Annotated in this window: 4 protein-coding genes and 1 tRNA gene; 3 read left to right on the forward strand and 2 right to left on the reverse strand. The window is 60.5% G+C overall.

Going from position 1 to position 16,358, the window contains the following annotated elements; all coding sequences use genetic code 11:
• Positions 1–468 precede the first annotated feature (468 nt).
• Positions 469–1,020: a LemA family protein gene (locus ACTQ1S_RS06285; protein WP_427719860.1), complete on the reverse strand. Its 552-nt coding sequence runs from the start codon at positions 1,018–1,020 to the stop codon at positions 469–471.
• A gap of 211 nt (positions 1,021–1,231) precedes the next feature.
• Between ACTQ1S_RS06285 and ACTQ1S_RS06290 the strand changes: the two genes are divergently transcribed.
• Positions 1,232–1,816 (forward strand): TetR/AcrR family transcriptional regulator, encoded by a 585-nt coding sequence (locus ACTQ1S_RS06290; RefSeq protein ID WP_427747789.1) that lies wholly within the window; start codon positions 1,232–1,234, stop codon positions 1,814–1,816.
• 2 nt (positions 1,817–1,818) lie between these two features.
• Here ACTQ1S_RS06290 and ACTQ1S_RS06295 read toward each other — a convergent pair.
• Positions 1,819–1,908 (reverse strand) — tRNA-Ser (locus ACTQ1S_RS06295).
• A 51-nt stretch (positions 1,909–1,959) separates the two neighbouring features.
• On the opposite strand from ACTQ1S_RS06295, the gene tadA reads away from it, so the two are divergent.
• Positions 1,960–3,741, forward strand: coding sequence for a tRNA adenosine(34) deaminase TadA (gene tadA, locus ACTQ1S_RS06300; protein ID WP_441547316.1), 1,782 nt, complete (start codon positions 1,960–1,962; stop codon positions 3,739–3,741).
• A 572-nt stretch (positions 3,742–4,313) separates the two neighbouring features.
• Entirely contained in the window at positions 4,314–16,286 is an 11,973-nt protein-coding gene (locus tag ACTQ1S_RS06305; protein WP_441547317.1) for a Spy0128 family protein, read from the forward strand.
• Positions 16,287–16,358: the final 72 nt, after the last annotated feature.

Below are 16,358 nucleotides of genomic sequence, written 5' to 3' on the forward strand. Positions count from 1 at the left end.
GCGCCCCCGGTCCCCGGGGCGCGGCCCTCTTGCTTAAACTGCTCAATTTTTCGTGCTCACGGTGCTCATTTCCCAGTGATCACTCGGACCACTTCTTAGTGAACATCAACAGCGGTTTTCCGGTTGCCGCTCGCCTGGGGTGGGACGGGGCGTACATTTTTGGGAGTTTTCAGCAGCCGGGTGCGCATGCATACGGGATTTTGGGCGAAAGTCAGGCGCCGTGAGCCGCATCCTGTAGAAAATGAGTGATCCCTGAGGTGCTGAGGGCTCAGAATCAGGGTTTTCAACGCGGTTTTGTGGGCCCATTCCTGTTCCTTTGGGCTCCAGGATGCTGAAAACTTCAAAATTTGCACGCCGCCCTCTGGGGTACCTGTGGGCAAAAAGCAACCGTCCCGCCGAAGTATGCATTCGACGGGACGGTTTATGCGGTTTATGCATATACCCGATTAAGGATACGCTGCGGATCTGTTAGAACTTGACGGTCGGGGCCTGGCGGGCAGCTTCGGCGGCCTCGAAGCCCTGGCGCTCCTTAAACTGGAAGATGCCGGCAAAGATAACGGCCGGGAACGTCTGGATGGCGTTGTTGTAGCTGAGCACGCAGTCGTTGTAGCTCTGGCGCGCGTAGCTCACCTTGTTCTCGGTGTCCTCGAGCGTAGCCTGGAGCTGCATAAAGTTGGTGTTCGCCTTAAGGTCGGGGTAGGCCTCGGCCACGGCAAAGAGCTGGCGCAGTGCACCGGTCAGCACGTTGTCGGCTTCCATTTTGGCCTCGGGGGTGGTGGCGCTTACGGCGGTGTTGCGCGCGTTGATCACGGCGGCGAGCGTGTCCTGCTCGTGCTTGGCGTAGCCCTTGACGGTCTCGACCAGGTTGGGGATCAGGTCGTTGCGGCGCTGCAGCTGCGTGTCGATGTTCTGCCAGGCGTTATCGATGCGATTGCGCTTGGTAACCATGTTGTTGTAGATGCCAGCGATGGCGCAGACGATCACAACGACAACAACGATACCGATGATGACGGGAAGCATGATGTCTCCGTTTCGAATGGCAGCGGCGTTTTGCGCCGGCCGTTGTTGGTATAACGTATCTAGTATACCCGCAACCTTTGGCGGTGCCGAACTTTCCGGTAAGCGTTTTGTTTCAACCAGGGAGGGGGCGCCAATATCGAACGGTTGGTACAGGTGTAAGATATGCGACAAATTACGGAATGCTGTCTACGCCTTGAGGATGGCGATACGGATGGACCTTCGCATCAAGAAAACCTATCGTGCCCTGTTCGACGCCTTTACCGAGCTTTTGGAAGAGCATCGGTTTGAGGATTTGACGGTTGCCATGCTTTGCGACCGGGCCCTGATTCGCCGCACGACGTTCTATAAGCATTTTCGCGATAAAAACGATTATTTTGCCTTCTATATCGATGAGCTTATGACGGGCTTGCCGCAAAACCAGACCGACGCAGCGGACGCGGAGCCGCTTGTGGATGTACAGGCGCTTCGCCATGAGGTCTTTGACGATGCCATGAATATGGTACTGGCGCATGAGCAGCTCATGGATAACCTTTTGGCGAGCAGCATGTCGGGCATGCTGACCGGCATGATTTGCGACCGCATCGCGCATTCCATCCGTGAGCGCGTGATGAGCTCGCTTGCCGAAGACGCCCTGGCGCCCGTTTCGCTCGAGACGACATCGGAATTTATCGCCGGTGGCATTATTCGAGTGTTCACAAATTGGTGGGAATCGGGCCACGATCTTGAGCGTCGACCCGAGATGGCCGACGTGGTCGATGCGCTGTTTGAGCGCACCATGACGCCGGTGAATCACTAAGGTGGCGGAGAGAGGGGGATTCGAACCCCCGGAACGCTCTCGCGCTCAACGGTTTTCAAGACCGCCGCATTCAACCGCTCTGCCATCTCTCCGTGAGTCGTAATGATAGCATCGTTTTGAATTTGCAACAGGGAAGGCGAACGATGACGATCACCGGAATCGACGAGAAGTTCATGCGCGAGGCGCTGGCGGAGGCGCGCGCCGCTGCGACAGTGGGCGAGGTGCCGATTGGTGCTGTGGTGGTGCGTGCGGGCGAGATTGTCGCGAGGGCGCATAATCGCCGTGAGCTCGACCAGGACCCTTCGGCACATGCCGAGTTTTTGGCCCTGTGCGCCGCCGCTCAGACGCTTGGGCGTTGGCGCCTTTCCGATTGTACGGTCTACGTGACGCTCGAACCCTGCTGCATGTGCGCGGGGCTTATGGTTAACGCGCGCGTGGGGCGTTGCGTGTATGGTGCGGCCGATGCCAAGGCGGGCGCGGTGGGCTCGCTGTATGACCTCAATGCCGATTCGCGCCTGAACCATCGGTTTAATGTGACCGCCGGCGTGCTGGCAGACGAGTGCCGTGAGGTGTTGAGCGGCTATTTTAGTGGGCTGCGTGACACCGATGGTGCTGTCTGCGGTTGTGGGGCCGATCTTGAGGCGCATGTCGCTCATGCCAAGGCACTCACGTGTGCCGAAGATATTGCCGTTGAGGCGGTCGATTTTGGTGTCGCGTGCCGCCGACCCCGCCGTGTGCTGTTGGCGATCGATTCCTTTAAGGGCAGCGTTTCGAGCGCGCAGGCGGAGGCGGCCGTTGCCGAAGGCGTGTGCCAGGTGTGGCCCGATGTCGAGCTGAGCGCTTTGCCGCTGGCAGATGGTGGCGAGGGAACGCTCGACGCCGTCGCCGCGCGCGGCGGCGAGCTTGTGACCTGCGAGGTTGCAGGCCCCTTGGGCGATCGCGTGTCTGCACGGATGCTGGTGGACGGTGAGCACGAGTCGGCTGTAGTTGAGATGGCCGAGGCGGCGGGTATTGGGTATTCGCCCTGCACGGAATCGGCGGCGATCGCGGCTTCGACCTATGGCGTGGGCGAGCTCATGCTTCGCGCGGTCCGTGCTGGGGCAAAGACTATCTATATTGGTTTGGGCGGCAGTGCCACCAACGACGGTGGCGCCGGCATGCTGCAGGCGCTGGGCGCGAATCTTGTCGATGAGTGTGGCTGCAATATCGCCCCCGGTCTTGCGGGTCTCGAACACGTGGTGAGTATCGATTTGGCGCCAGCGCTTCGGGTGCTGAATGGCGTGCGTATCGTGGTGCTTTCCGATGTTGAGAATCCGCTCGTGGGGCGCCGAGGCGCTCTGACGGTGTTTGGCGGGCAGAAAGGCCTGCCGACGGGTGACGTCGAGGCGCTGCGCGGGTACGACGGCTGGATGGTCGGCTACGGTCGTCTGCTCGATGCGGCGATTTTCGAGATGCGAGCCCAGAAGCTTCTGCGCGCGCCCGAGGGTGCACGGTCATTTGGCTCGGTGCTTGGTGTGCCCGGTGCCGGTGCCGCCGGCGGCTTGGGTGCCGCGCTGCTGGCGCTCGGCGCGGAGTTGCGCTCGGGCGTGGAGACGATGCTCGATTTGATTGGGTTTGACGAGTGCGTTCGCGATGCCGACCTGGTCATAACGGGCGAGGGCAATATGGACGAGCAATCCGCCGCCGGTAAGGCGCCGGTGGGCGTGGCCCGTCGTGCGAAGCGATATAGCAAGCCGGTGGTCGCCGTCGTGGGCGGTCGTGCCGACAACCTGGATGCGGTGTATGGACAGGGTATCGACTTGGTTCTGCCGGTTTGCCGCAGGCCCATGCCCCTTGACCAAGCGCTCGACCCCCAGGAAGCCACAACCAACCTCATCTGTGCCGGCGAGGCAGCCGCTCGAGCCTACGACCTCGGCCGCCTCTAAAACCTATCTCCCTATAAGTTGCGGTGAAATACGGAGTGTTTTTGCCTTTAAGGGGCCAATTCAGTCCGTATTCCACCGCAACTTCGAGAATGTCCATTCGAGGTTGGCTGCTTTGGGTCGGACCGTTCGCCACGAAATGCGGCCGTCTACTACGTTAAACCGGCCACCCTCGACCATCCCGGAATTTACAAAAAGAAAACCGCAGGTAGAGAGCTTGCCGATTTTCGAAAAAGTCGGCTATGGTCGACCCCTGCGACCTAAACGTAGTAGATGGGCCCTTTCCGTGGCACAGCTCCGTCCCAAAAAGACTGCCCCGGGAGCCCGGTTTGGCCAAGTAGCCAAAATAGCTCCGTCCCAAATTAGCTACCTTGTGGGGCGCGAATGGTTAGTTTTGAGCTTAAGTGGCAACCTGATGTTGGATTTCGGGTCGCTTAAATTGTTACAATTTTAACTGTATAGCGATGTCTCGCCTTGCGTTTCTGCGCGGGGGGGGGCGTATATTTACATCGATGAGGAGGACGACACATATAATGAGCCGCTTCTTGCCGTCCTCATGGATTGGGGAGGCCTTCATGAATCGCGTGTGCGCGAGAGTTCGAGAAATACTAAAGCCTTTTGGCAAGAAAACCAATACCGCAAAGCGTGTCCTGAGGTTTTTGACTGTCCCGCTGGCAGCGTGCGCGCTCATGTTTGGCGCGACGAGTGCGTCGGCCGATCAAGCGGTTCCCTTTAGCAACCACACCGTGCAGACGGTGAATCCCACCGGCACCACGGTAAATCTGTTCGACTATTGGGTCGTGAACGGTGACAATGATAAGTCCGTCAACATAAACAACAATAATGGTAATAACAACACTGGAATCAACAAAGATCACCAGCTCAAGTTCAATGGCGGCGCCGGATCGGGCATTAATAAATGGACGGGAAGAAGCGGCGTCGACGGCTTTGGACGTCTTCCATTTGTGAAGAACACGCTGGTGAATGGCTATCCCGAGATCAAGGCTGGCACCTATACCTCATACGGCACGAAAGGCGATTGCACCGATGAATCGCTGGCCTATCTCTTTAACAATGCCAGCCAGGCCAATGGCAAACAGGACGGCAAGGCCGTTTACAGCAACGTGAATGGGCTCTTCCAGCTCAAAGATGGCTATTACGTTTACGACTCGTATGGTTCTAACGGCAACTATGCCGTATATAACCCCACGACCAACTCCTTTAACGTTTACGATAAGGCGGGCGTATATAAGAGCAAAGTATCAGATACAAATCTGGGCCAGTTCTTCCCCTTTGATTCGGCCCGCAAGGTTTTTGAAGAGAAGAACGGTCAGCTCTCTCCTATAGGAATAACGGACGGAACGAACGATAAGCTCAACCACCACTTTGGCATGTCCATGACAACGGAGTTTGTCCAGCCTAAGGAAGGCAAGACCACCAAAAACGAGGATATGATCTTTGAGTTCTCGGGTGACGACGACGTCTGGGTGTACATCGATGGCGTACTCGTGGGCGATCTGGGTGGCATCCACGAGAAGGCGACGCTCAAGATCAACTTCGCCACCGGTGGCGTGCATGTCGGTCATGTTGACAATGCAAATGATCCCGAAAAGACAATTCAAGACACCACCATTAGGGCGATGTTCGAAGCCGCCGGCGCAGATACCACCAACTTCTCCGGCAACACCTTCCTCAACAGCACCAAGCACACGCTGAGCTTCTTCTATCTGGAGCGTGGCGCGGGTGCATCGAACATGTCGCTCAAGTTCAACCTCACCACCCTGCCGTCGTCCGAGGTCGCGAAGGTCGACCAAAACGGCGAGGCAGTCAATGACGCAACCTTCAAGCTGTACCGGTCCGATGGACCAGATGCCGACTGGAATAAGGGTGAGCTCGTCGCTCAGGGTACGACGAAAGACGGGGGTCAGCTGATACTTCAAAAGTCGAACGGTTCCGTCCTCTCGTTTGACGAAGAGCACAACACCAATCATTGCGACTACTTTGTACTCAAAGAGGTTGGCCTGCCCGCGGGATACCGCTCGAGCCTGACCTCGTCGACCACTGCAACGCCAGGCGAGTTGCATTTGCAGTACAAGCCAGCCGCGGCAAGTGGCACGGGCGGCGTGGTGGTTGCGCCGCAAACAACGGTCACCATGGCCGACGACGCAACGCAATGGACGGGTAGCCGCATGTGGCTCAACGGTGGTTATCTGGCTGCCAAGGAGACCATCTCTCTTCCTGAAAGTACGCAAGACAATAAGAGCAATCCCATTAGCTCGGGTACGACATTTGCTGTCGTGCTCAAACGCACCGATAAAACTAAGAAAGACACGGACGAAAGTGCGTGGACGGCGGTCACGGGCAACCCGCTCAATGGCTATATGCTGTGCTCCGCGCACGGCATTGCCGGTGCGGTCGAGGCTGCCAAATCGGCGGACACGAGTGTCTTTGCCGTCAACACCAAGGGCGACTACGAGGTAACGGTTAGGTCGCTGCCCGGAGATATCGAGAAGTACGCCGCCATAATGACGGACAAGTCGAAGGCGGAATATACCGTGGCGGTGTATCACACCACGGCATCATCTCTGGCGGAGGCAACCACCGACAACACCTCTATGGTCCAATATCAAATGACAAACAGGCAGTTCTCTACGGTGATCCACCTCACCAACGTTCAAAACCGTCTGTTTGTGCAGAAGGTTGACGACCTGGGCGAACCCGTGAACGGCGCAACGTTTGAGTTATACAAGGCCGAGGATGTTACCGGCGATAGCCCCAGCACGTATGCCATTAAAACCGGCGCCACGCCGTATGACACCGTGCAGGCAAACGGCATGACCTATCCGTATGACATAGAGGGTGCCGCATGCTTCCCGCTCGATTCGACAAATCATGCGCCCCTTATCAAGGGTACGTACTACCTGCGTGAGTCTGTAAGTCCAGATGGCCATGAGATTAACAACACCATCACCAAGGTAATCGTGGACGATTCGGGTGTGTATGTGGATGCCGGCAAGAAAGGCGACGGTGTGCTCAGCATGAGCGGCCCTGGTTCGCTGATTGCCTCCCTGGCGCAGTTTGGCTCTCCCGACTCGATCGACAATACGCTTACGCACATCAAGGGTAAGCTGCAGAGTGCGGTCGTTGACGCCAACGGAAACCTGGCATGGGGCCAGACAAGTACCGCCGAGGGCGTGACGCCTTCTCTTGCGGGCAACTTGATGCATATGCGCTATGACAAGACGACGCAAGGTGCCAAGACCATCCTGCGCTATGTGGAGGACGGTGGCGAGCGCGACAACAAGCTGGCTACTATCTATGCGGACACGGGCGTAAACCGCATGGCCCTTTATCAAGAGGATGATCCAAAATATATAGACGATGCCTCCAAGACCCGTACTAATCTGGGCACGCTTCAGCTCAATCATCTCTTTACCACGGGAACGGGCGTGCAGTATGCCGACCGTCGTGTGGCACGCCTGCAGGTGACCAAGACGGTGACGGCAGATACTGGTCTTACTGCACCCACTAAGGATGCGAAAGGCGACGACCTGACCTTTACGTTTAAGTTCACCCTGCCGGAGTCCCAGAAGGGCTACGAGGCGCATGTGTTCGATGCGGACGGCAAAGCCGTGGGCGACTCTTTCACGCTCAAGAACGGCTACACCCATTCCATCAAGGCCGGCGAGACCATCCGCGTATACGACCTTAAGCAGGGCGACAGCTATAGCGTGAGCGAGCTCACCACCAAGAGCGAGGCGTCCAGCGGCGACGTGTTGGCGAGTATCGTCAACGCTGTGACCGGCTCTGCCGACGAGTCGGTGCTTCCGGCTGGTTTTAGCCTCGTGAGCCGCAAAGCCGGTGGCGAGGAGCAGTCGGGAACTGGCAACACCATCGAGGGCAAGATTGTAACGCTCGTGGACGGGGAGATCCCTGCGAGCAACAAACTCGAGTTTACCAACAACTACAGCGCCAGCCCCGTAAAGCTCGACGCCCAGAATAGTCTGAGCGCCAAGAAGGTGCTCGAAGGTCGCGATTGGGTCGATGGCGATTCCTTTACCGTGCAGCTTACGGCCGACGACGGCGTTCCCATGCCCGGCGGTGCCAAGAGCAAGGTGGCTACGGTTGAGCTCACCAAGAATACCCAGACGGCGACATTTGGCGATATTACCTATACCAAGCCGGGTACCTACACCTATACCATCTCGGAGGTTATCCCCGGATCCGATGCCAGGGCAGACGGCATAAGCTACTCTGCCGCCTCCTATACTGCGAAGGTTGTGGTGGAGGATAACCAAGCCGGCGCTCTGGTCGTTACGAGCGTGAAGGTAGTGCAGGAGTGCAACGACGCGGGTGTCGAGACCAAGACGGATGTTGCCGATAGGGTCGCAACCTTCACCAACCGCTACGATATACACGAAACGAAGATCATCATCCATGCTCAAAAGATTCTGACCGACAACGCCGGGACGTTCCCACTTGCCCAGAACACCTTTAGCTTTACACTCGAGGGCGTTGGCGGCCTAGCGGATGTCAACGCAACGTTCAACCCCGATGCGGTCGATACGAGCGTGACGGCTCCCATGCCCGAGGGCAACACCGCAACCGTGGGCAATAACGCCGACGGTACAGTGACGTGGCCGGAAATCTCCTATACCGCCAAGGCGAATGCGGGACGCGCCTACGTGTACAAGTTCGCTGAGAGTCTCGGTAGCACTGCGGGCATGGACTACGATCGATCGGTCTATTACGCCGTGGTGCGCAACGCCGAGAAGGGTGCTGGCATCCAGACTTCGATCGAGTACTACAAGATTGCAGAAGACGGCTCGGTAAAGCAGTTGGACACGAACGTTACGCCTTCCTTTACCAATATATATAGCGTGGATCCCACGAGCGTGACCCTGCAGGGTCAGAAGACCGTGAGCGGTCGCGACTGGAACCAGGACGAGAGCTATACCTTTAACCTTGCCGCCGCTACGGACGATACCGGCGCAACTGGTCTGGGTAAGACCACCGCAAAGGCAGTGACGGATGGGGCCGTTGTTATCGGCACTAACCAAGCTGTCGCCAGTGCGCCCGAGTCGGGGCGCATGGCCTCGTTCGTCTTTGGCACCGAAGCCGCCCCGACCGTGACGTTCAACCGCGCGGGCACCTTTAGCTTCAATATCACCGAGAACGCCGCGCAGGATGGCCAGGCGGGCATGTCCATGGACAAACACACCGCACGAGCGACCGTTGTGGTGACCGATCTGGATGAGTTGGGTAATCACACGGGCAAGCTGCGCGTGTCGAGCGTGAGCTACGCCAACACCGGCGCCTCCGATGCGGACAAGGCCGTAACCGGCAAGGCCGCCTTTACCAACGCGTACCATGCGTCGGGTACCTTTGGTGGCGTGACGGTCAGCAAGACCCTTGAGGGTCGCGCCTCTACCGCAGGCCAGTTCACCTTTGCCGTGACGGGCCTTTGGTACAACGGCATTCAGACATCGGTCGATGGCTCCGAGGCTAGCCTGTCCAATACGGCTGCGGGGGCCGGCGTGTCCAGCGCCGTGATGGGCGCAAGCGGGAAAGAGAAGCTCTTTGCCCGTGAGCTCACGGAGCAGGATCTGGGGCGTACGTTTGTCTATCGCATCCGCGAGAACCAGCCTGCGGCTGCCGGCTACACCTATGACACAGGCTACACGGGCGACGCCATCGTGCTCGTCAAGGTTCTTGCGCGCAAAAACGACCCTGCCAAGCTCTACACCGTGACGACGGTGCTCAAGGGCGCGGGTGTGATGGAGCTGCTGGGCGACGGCGCCGACGCGAGCGCGCTGACGGACGAAAAGGTCGTCCAGCTCAAGCAAGATTCGACTACCTACGTGCAGCAGTACGATGCAAGTGAGGCCGGCGCCACAACGCCTGCCGTCTCGTTTGTGAATCGCTATGAGGCAAGCCTCGACTATGGCGCTGCTGGCGGTCTGCAGATCGAGAAGACGTTGACGTATCCGAAGGACGCGACCATTTTTGGCTCGCCTAAGAGCACGTTCCGTTATATCGTCAAGCCTGCCGACGAGATATCTGCCAGCAAGGTCGGCATTTCCACGGACGGCAAGGTCTTTGAGACCGCAAATGTCGAGGTCGACGCCCCCAAGACCGTGAGTTTGATACCTGCGGGTGGGTTGACCTTCACTCAGGATGATGCTGGCAAGACGTTCACCTATACGGTGAGCGAGATTGACGACAAGGCGACGGGCTATACGTACGACAAGACGGTCCATACGGTTAAGGCTGTCGTGGCGGATAATGGCGACAGCACGCTTAGGGTCACGACATCGGTAAGCAAGCAGGTCGATGGCGAGGACGAGCTCGAGGGCCAGTGGATCTATCCGTCTGGTGCAACGTCCACCGGTGTCGCGACGGTCAAATTCAAGAACACCTATACGGTCACCGAGGCGGCAACCTGCACCCCGTCCGTGACGAAGGTGGTTGCCGGTGCCGATGCTCCGGGCAAGTTCACCTTTGCTATGACCGCGGCTGACGATGCTACCAAGACTGCCATCGATGGCAAGCTCATCACCGGCTCTTCGATGAGCGAGGACAACGGCTACGCTGAGGAGAAGCAAACGACGGCGGCCCTCAAGGACGGGGAGCACGAAAAGATTGACTTCTCAAAGCTCACCTTCAACAAGCCGGGCACGTATAAGTTTGCAATTAACGAGCTGATCCCGAACGGCGGCCCTGGCGAGTGGAAGTATGACCGGCATACCTATACCCTGACCGTTACCGTAACCGATGAGGGCGGCAAGCTTGTGGCCCGCGCCGATGGCGCAACCGGCTCGGAAGGCTTCGTCTTCACCAATAGGTATCGCACCTCGACGAGCTACGAGCTCCAGGGCGGTCTGGAGATCGTCAAGACGCTCAACGGGCACGACCTGCATGCTGGCATGTTTGGCTTTACGGTGACGGGCGAGGACACCGCCTCAACCGAAAAGCTTAAGGAGCTGTTGCGTGCGGACAAGGATAAGGGCGAGCTTGTCGTTACAAACGATGAGCCGCAAACCGATGGCACGTCCCATACCGGTATTTTGGGAGGCCTGACCTTTGCGACGAAAGATGCGGGTAAGACGTTTACCTATAAGGTGGTCGAGAACGACGCAGGCCAAGGCGGCTATACATACGACTCCACCTATTGGGAGGTAGAGATTGCGGTTAAGAAACGCGGCGATGGTTCGCTCTACACCGTGACCACGGTTGAAGATGTCCACGACGCAAAGACCTTTAGCTCCGAGAACGGTGTTGCCAAGGCTCAGGTGTTCTTTACCAACAGCTACGCTGCGACCGGAACATTCGACGGTCTTACTGCCGAGAAGGTAATGGATTCTGGCGACAAGATCGAGGCTGGCCAGTATACGTTTGACCTGTATGCCGAGAAGGCCGATGGCTCGCTCGAAAAGATGGATGGGGGCGCGACTCAGACGGGCGAGGGCGGTATCGCTACGGTTGACTTTGGTAAGGTCAACTTTAAGCTTGGCAATGCTGCTGGCGAATCTAATGAGCAGACGATTGACCTTGCCAGCGCCGTCAACGATGGCGTTGCCACCAAGCGTCACAATGCCGACCACACCACCACCTACAGCTTTAACCTGGTGGCAAAGGAGAGCATGGCCAACCTGCCCGAGGGCGTGCGTCCCGTGGACACGTCCGCGACGTGCCGCGTGCTGCTCGAGGTGACCGATAACAACAACGGCAAGCTTACGTCCAAGGTGACCTATCGCGACGGTACCGAGAACGGCAAGATCGTCTTCCACAACACACGCGATAAGGTCAAGACGATCGGCACGGTCGCGAAGCCCGATGTGGATATCGACGGGCAGCTGCTCTCCGTGGGCGAGTCCTACGTCTACACCATTAACTGGGTCAACACCGAGGCCGATGCCGCCGGTAACCTGGTTCCGGCCAGCGTGACCGTGACCGACGAGCTTCCTGCTGGCGTTGTGTTCGAGGCCTTTGAGGGCGAGTATGCCGATAAGGGCGCTGCGAGCGGTCAGTTGCTTACCTGGAACCTGGGCGAGCAGCCCGCGGGCAGCCATGGCTCGGTGCGCGTGCGTGTCAAGATTACCGAGGAGGCCGTGAAGGGTGTCCAGGGCGCCGTCGGCACCGTCAACAACGCCGCTCACATTACGGTTGGCAACAAGAGCAGGAGCTATACCGGCACCACGACCAACTACGTGCCCAAGAAGTCCGAGAACGACGCTCAGGATTCGAAGGGGTCGGGCGTTAAGTTGGGCGATGAGCTCACCTATACCATCGGCTACAAGAACACCGAGGGCGCGTATGCCACGGTGACGATCACTGACGCCGTTCCCGCGGGAACTGAGTTCGTGGGGTTCGCGGGCGATCACGCGGATGTCGCATCCAAGGACAACGACGGCAAACTCACCTGGACGCTGGCGGATGTTCCCGCCGGCGAGGAGGGCACGGTTCAGTTTAAGGTCCGTGTGACCGAGGATGCGTTTAAGAGCGGTGGCGCTTCGGGCGACATCTCCAACCAGGCGTCGGTGGCGGTTGGCAACAACCCTGCCGTTAAGACCAACACCACTACCGACGAGGTGTCTGACGGCCGCCTGACGCTGAGCAAGACGGTCACGGCCGCCGAAGGCATTGTCGCGCCCAACAAGGCATTCACCTTTAAGGTGCTGCTCTACCAGGCCGATGGCGCAACGCCTCTGACCGGTACCTTTGCGTATGCTGGCCGTCCCAGCGGCGCCAACGGCACCTATGTAAGTGGACAGATCAAGAGCGGGGACGCCATCGTGCTTAAGGCAGGTGGCTCCGTCACGGTTGCCTTGCCCATGGGTGCGCACTACGTGGTACAGGAGCTCGACTCCAAGGGCGACCTCATGACGAGCGAGGACGGCTTTGCGGTTGCCGACAAGGCGAACCCCCAGAAGGGTACCGTCGGACAGGCGACGCAGGTGGGCTTCACCAACGTCTACAGCGTGGAGTCCACGAAGGTGGAAAACGCCTTTAAGGTTCAAAAGAAGATCTCCGGTCGCAACTGGACTATGGCGGATGCCTTTACCATTACGCTGACTGCCCAGGGCGAGGCACCCATGCCCAAGGGCGCCAAGGAGGGCGTGTCGACGATTGAGCTGCACAAGGATGCCCAGGTCGGCAACTTCGGTACCATCGAGTACACCAAGCCCGGCACCTATACCTATGTGATTACCGAGCAGTCGGATGACGAGGCGGCACTCACGTTCTCGAAAGCCACCTATCGTGCCACCGTCACGGTGACCGACGACGGCGCCGGTAAGCTGTCTGCCAAGACCAAGATTGCACAGCTGACCGACGATGCGGGCGACGCTGCTAAGCGTACGGTCGAGGCGGCGGTCTTTACCAACACCGCCAAGACCGGTAGCCTTACCGTCAAGAAGGCGGTCGTCGGCGGCGACAGCCAACGCGAGTTTGGCTTTGCGGTTACGCTGACCGTCGGGGACGGCGAGCCCGTCTCCGGCACCTTCGGCAAGGGCGATGACGCCGTGACGTTCGCGGACGGCAAGGCAACCTTCACGCTCAAGGACGGCGAGGAGAAGACCATCGCCGGCCTGCCCGTGGGCGCGTGCTACACCGTGACCGAGGATGCCGCCGAGGGCTACACGACTGCTGTTAACGGGGCTGACGGCTCCAAGGCCGAAGACGCCGTGACCGAGGACGGCGCGACCGTCGCGTTCACCAACACGTACGGAACGGCCACCGAGGGCAGGGACGTCTCCACCGCGGGGCTCTTCACCAAGGCGCTCGAGGGCCGCGACTGGGCGGAGGGCGACAGCTTCCGGTTCACGCTCACGGGCGAGGGCGGCGCACCCATGCCCGAGGGCTCTGTCGACGGCTCCAAGACCGTCAGCGTGACGGCCGCCGCCGGCACCAAGGCGGGCGATAGGGTCGCCTTCGACTTTGGCTCCATTCGCTACACGCTTAACGACATCAAGGACGCCGGGTTCGCTGAGGTCGGCGATAAGCGCGTGCGCGCCAAGACCTTCACCTACACGGTGCGCGAGGTCAGGCCCGATGACGGTTCTGCCATCGCCGGCGTGGCCTACGACGGCCACGCCGCCACGATGACGGTGACCGTGACCGACGACGGCTCCGGCAACCTCACGGCCACGACACCCGCGATTGCGCAGGCGAGCGGCGGCGACTTCGTCAACACCTACACGACCGAGCTCGACTACTCGGCCCGCGCGGGCGTGCGCCTGTCCAAGACGCTCTCCGGCCGCGCCATGGAGGCGGGCCAGTTTGCCTTCACCGTGACCGCCGACGCCGAGACGGCCGCCAAGCTCGGCCTCAAGACCGACAGGGACGCCTACGCCGTGGCCGCGGCTGACGACGGAGAGGCCGACCTGGTCGACCTCATCGGCGGTGCCGCGGAGGGCGACGTGAAGTTCACCGACGCCGACGCGGGCAAGGTCTACCGCTTCACCCTCACCGAGACCAAGCTCGGCGGCGTGGGCTACACCAACGACACCGCGCCGCGCACGGTGACCATCGCACCCGGCTACGACGCCGCGACGGGCAAGCTCACGGTCACGACCACAGTTGCCAAGGACGGTGTCGAGGTCGCCCGCGGCGAGGTCTCCACAGCAGATGACGCCACGGCGGCGCCCGCGCCCGTGACGGTCGCGTTCCAGAACTCCTACGAGGCCACCGGCGTGCTCGGCGGCGAGGGCAACGTGGCAATTAATGTCACCAAGACGCTGACGGGTCGCGCCGCGGCGGCGGGCGAGTTCTCGTTCTCCGTCCGTGATGCCCAGGGCAATGTGGTCGCGACCGCGACCAACCAGGCCTCTGGCGACGGCGAGGCCGCGGGGCTCGCGTTCTCGCCCATCGCCTACACCACCGACGCTCTCGAGCAGATGGTGGCGGACGGCACCGCCATCAGGGCCGCCGACGGCTCCTGGGTCATTCCCTATACCGTATCCGAGGACGGCACGGACCGGCTGCCCGCGGGCGTGACGGCGACCGCCTCGAGCTTCGACATCACGGTCAAGGTGACCGATAACGGTAAGGGCGGGCTGGACGTTAGCGTGGTCTATCCCGAGGGCTCTGATGGCACGCTGTCGTTCGTGAACGGCTACGGTACCAACGAGGCGACGGTCGACCTCGCGGGCACCAAGACGGTGGCGCTTAGCCAGGCCGGACTCGGCCTGGCGCAGGCCGACATCGCGGGCAAGTACACCTTTAAGATTGAGCCGCTGGACGGCGCGCCTGCACCGGTCGACGCCTCCGGCAAGACGGTGGCCGAGGCGACCAACGATGCCGCCGGCAACGTCAAGCTGGGCCACGTCACGTTCAAGCAGCCGAGCGACCTCGATGACGCCGAGATCGACGGCCAAGGTCTGCGCACCAAGACGTTCGCCTACCGGGTGAGCGAGTCCGGCTCGGTCGACGGCGTGGTCAACGACGCGACGGCGACCAGGACCTTCACGGTCAGGGTCGTCGAGGACACCAACGCGGGCACGCTCGCCGCAGAGGTCCTGCCCGCAGAGGGCACGCCCGCGGGCAAGGGCGCGTTCGAGTTCACCAACACCTACATCGTGAACCCGACGCCGAGCTCCGTCACCGACCAGATCAAGGTGAGCAAGAAGCTCAAGGGCCGTGACCTGGCCGAGGGCGAGTTCGAGTTCCAGCTGGTCGAGCTTGCCGCCGACGGCAGCGAGAGCGTCGCGGCGACGGGCAAGAACGCCGCCGACGGCACGGTCGCGCTCAGCCCCGTCACCTACACCGCGCCCGGCACGCACGGCTACGAGCTGCGCGAGGTCGCCGGAACGGCGGGCGGCGTGACATACGATAGGGCGACGTACCGCGTGCGCACGACGGTTGCCGATGCCAAAAACGGCACGCTCACCGTCAAGCACGAGCTGACGGATGCCGAGGGCAATGCTGTGGGCGACACCTCGGTGACCTTTACCAACGGCTACGAGGCCGCACCCGTCACCCTCGAGCTGGGCGCCGCCAAGGTACTCAAGGGCGCCGAGCTCAAGGCGGGCCAGTTTAGCTTTGAGCTCAAGAGCCGGGACGGCAAGGTCATGTCGACCGCCAAGAATGCCGCCGATGGCAGCGTCACGTTCGATGCGCTGACCTTCAAGCAGGCCGGCACCTACACCTTTACGGTGAGCGAGGTCGATGACGGCCAGGCGCACGTGACCTACGACAAGGCGGTGCACAAGATCGTCGTCACGGTGGGCGACGAGGCGGCAGACGGCACCAAGACGGGCTATCTGTCGGCGAAGGTCTCCTACGAGGGCGACGCAAACATGCCGCCGGTCTTCACCAACAGCTACGCCGAGGAGCCCGGCACCCCCGAGAACCCCGGCACGCCGGGCGGAGGCTCGGGTGGCGGTTCCGATAACGGCTCCGGCGGCAGCTCCAGTGGCGATGGCTCCAAGGGCGGTATGCCCGACACCGGCGACCGCAGCCTGCCGGCGGCCGCGCTCGCGGTCATAGCCGGCACCGGCGCGCTGGCCGTCGCGGGCGGTGCGATCCTGTACCACAGGCGCCGCTAGCGATATGAACGAGTGGGGCGAATCCATCAGATGGGTTCGCCCCACTTGCCCCATCGGGCAGGAGCGGGTAAG

Origin of the sequence: Collinsella sp. LCP21S3_D3 (assembly GCF_052118305.1) — a bacterium.
GTDB lineage: Bacteria > Actinomycetota > Coriobacteriia > Coriobacteriales > Coriobacteriaceae > Collinsella.